The 2,133-nt window shown below is 41.6% G+C and carries 3 protein-coding genes and 1 pseudogene; 3 read left to right on the top strand and 1 reads right to left on the bottom strand.

Going from position 1 to position 2,133, the window contains the following annotated elements; all coding sequences use genetic code 11:
* Positions 1 to 65 precede the first annotated feature (65 nt).
* Together DEH07_12575 and DEH07_12570 are read left to right on the top strand one after the other, a co-directional pair.
* A pseudogene (locus DEH07_12575) lies at positions 66 to 215 on the top strand (group II intron reverse transcriptase/maturase).
* Between the two features lie 100 nt (positions 216 to 315).
* A complete protein-coding gene (locus DEH07_12570) occupies positions 316 to 1,149 on the top strand; it encodes a hypothetical protein (protein ID HBY05307.1) in 834 nt (277 codons plus the stop codon).
* A 33-nt stretch (positions 1,150 to 1,182) separates the two neighbouring features.
* On the opposite strand, the gene DEH07_12565 is transcribed toward DEH07_12570, so the two are convergent.
* A complete protein-coding gene (locus tag DEH07_12565) occupies positions 1,183 to 1,629 on the bottom strand; it encodes a hypothetical protein (protein HBY05306.1) in 447 nt (148 codons plus the stop codon).
* Between the two features lie 109 nt (positions 1,630 to 1,738).
* On the opposite strand from DEH07_12565, the gene DEH07_12560 reads away from it, so the two are divergent.
* Positions 1,739 to 1,945, top strand: coding sequence for a hypothetical protein (locus DEH07_12560; GenBank protein ID HBY05305.1), 207 nt, complete (start codon positions 1,739 to 1,741; stop codon positions 1,943 to 1,945).
* The last annotated feature ends 188 nt before the right edge of the window (positions 1,946 to 2,133 follow it).

The raw sequence follows: 2,133 nt of genomic DNA, 5'->3' as shown, positions 1-2,133 counted from the left end.
TTGCCGCTTTATACGGTAGTTTTTCGTTGTTAAAAACAAGTAACTTTTACTATGATACTATTCGACTATTATTCAAGTGGCTGAACAGGAGAAGTCAGCGAGCTAGTTTTGACTGGGATAAATTTAATCTTTTCCTACGGCGATGTTCTCTGCCTAAACCCAGAATAAGTGTAAATATCTATAATATAAGGCCCCACATTGGCTATATTTCGTGAATGATGTTATGATGAGCCGTATGCGTTAATAGCGCCAGTACGGTTCTGAGAGGGGTGTGTGACCAATTGGGCCATGGAGCTACCTGAAGGGGGTTTTATTATGGTTACCGAGATTTATTATTTTTCGGGCACAGGGAATTCTCTGGTCGTTGCTAGAGATATTGCCAGACAATTGGATGGAAAATTAATCTCTATTGCCGCGATGCCGCAAACACAAACGATAAATTCTGACGCAGATGTTATTGGTATTATTTTTCCGATCCATAACGCGGTCAATGGCGGGGTCCCATCTATTGTAAGGAGTTTTTTAGCAAAGATGGAGAATGTAACGTCAACCTACATTTTTGCAGTCTGTACTTGCGGAGCCGGGTCGGGAGATGCGCTAATAAATATACAAAAGTTGATCAAAGCCAAGGGTGGAAAACTTGCAGCAGGATTCACAATTAAAATGCCTTTTAATTGCCCACCCTTTACTCAAAGTGAAGAACAGCAAAAAAGATTCCGAGATTGGAACCGGAGACTGGACGATATCTGTGAAAAGGTTAAAGACCAAAAGGAAAGCAAAATTACAACCATGAATCCGTTAATCAGAGCTTTAGTTTATCCTCTCGGTTTGTTAATGCATTATTTAATCCTAAAAAACTACAGAAAACTGTCCAAAGATCCGAACGCAAATTTTGATGATACTGTCCGTTTACTCGACCAGAGCTACTATGTGGATGAGAATTGTAACGGCTGCGGGATTTGCGCCAAGGTGTGCCGGGTCGGTAATATCGAAATTATTGATAACAAACCGGTATGGCAGCATCATTGTGAATCTTGCCTTTCCTGCTTTGTGTGGTGTCCGCAAAAGGCTGTTTTCGGAGGTATATTGAGCGGCAAATCCGAACGGTATCACCATCCTGATGTTAAGCTGCGTGATATGTTATTATAGAAAACAAATGAATCAAGCTTGAGTTTTCTATTCTCAAACCAGCCCCAACAATCGTACACTTTGAGCAACGACAAAACACAGAATAATTCCTGTAGCAGTCGTAATGGCAAATGTTATGAGGGTCCATTTTATGCTCTGAGTTTCTTTCTTAATGGTCAACAGTGTTGTTCCACAGGGATAATGGTTTAGGCAGAACAGCATTGTACATACCACCGTCAGCCAGGTCCATCCATTAGCGAGAAAGAGTTCCCGCAAGGTCTGCAGATTGTCTAATTCAATCATCTGGCCGGCGGACATGTAACTCATTACCAAAATAGGAATGACAATCTCATTGGCCGGTAGACCAAGGATGAATGCCATTAGTGTAAAGCCATCCAGGCCCAACAGACGGCCAAACGGACCCAGCAGGTTTGCTCCGTGCTGTAAAATGCTGAGATTTCCTATATATGATCCCCCTGCAAAAACCCCAGAGAATAACAAAAATTAGTTTCTGAGACAACAGAAGAAATAAGGGTAAATATTGAAGTATAATAAAGAGATAGAGAGATATCTGACAATAAACTAAAAAATGCGATCAGGGAGGATTCAAATGTTCCGGGAAAACAAAGACCACTTACAAGGAGAACTATTTAATAGTTTTTCAGAGATGAATCCAGAGATACAAGCCAGTTTACAGGAAACTTGGGCGCCCCTTTTCTATGAGCATGTGTTTTGTAAAATCGATGAGGCTCCTTTTTCCTGTTTGTACAGCATAGACAACGGCCGCCCCTTTCTTCCGGTGTGCCTGCCCACGTAAACTGACGGATTATAATGCATTTCCTCTGGCAGCAATAATTGCCTGATAAGAAAGCAGGAATATTGGCGGTAAAAGCAGAAAAGCCATCTCTTGGCAACTAAATAAGGAGAGGGTTTCTTAGTCTTTTTCGACATAAGGCATAAACGAATTCAGCAACTCCCTCCCTATGTCCCCACGTTAGTTGCAGG

Source organism: Desulfotomaculum sp., from assembly GCA_003513005.1.
Classification (GTDB): Bacteria; Bacillota; Desulfotomaculia; order Desulfotomaculales; family Nap2-2B; genus 46-80.
The sequence above is the reverse complement of the archived record's forward strand: the minus strand, read 5'-3'. Positions and strand labels throughout refer to the sequence as shown.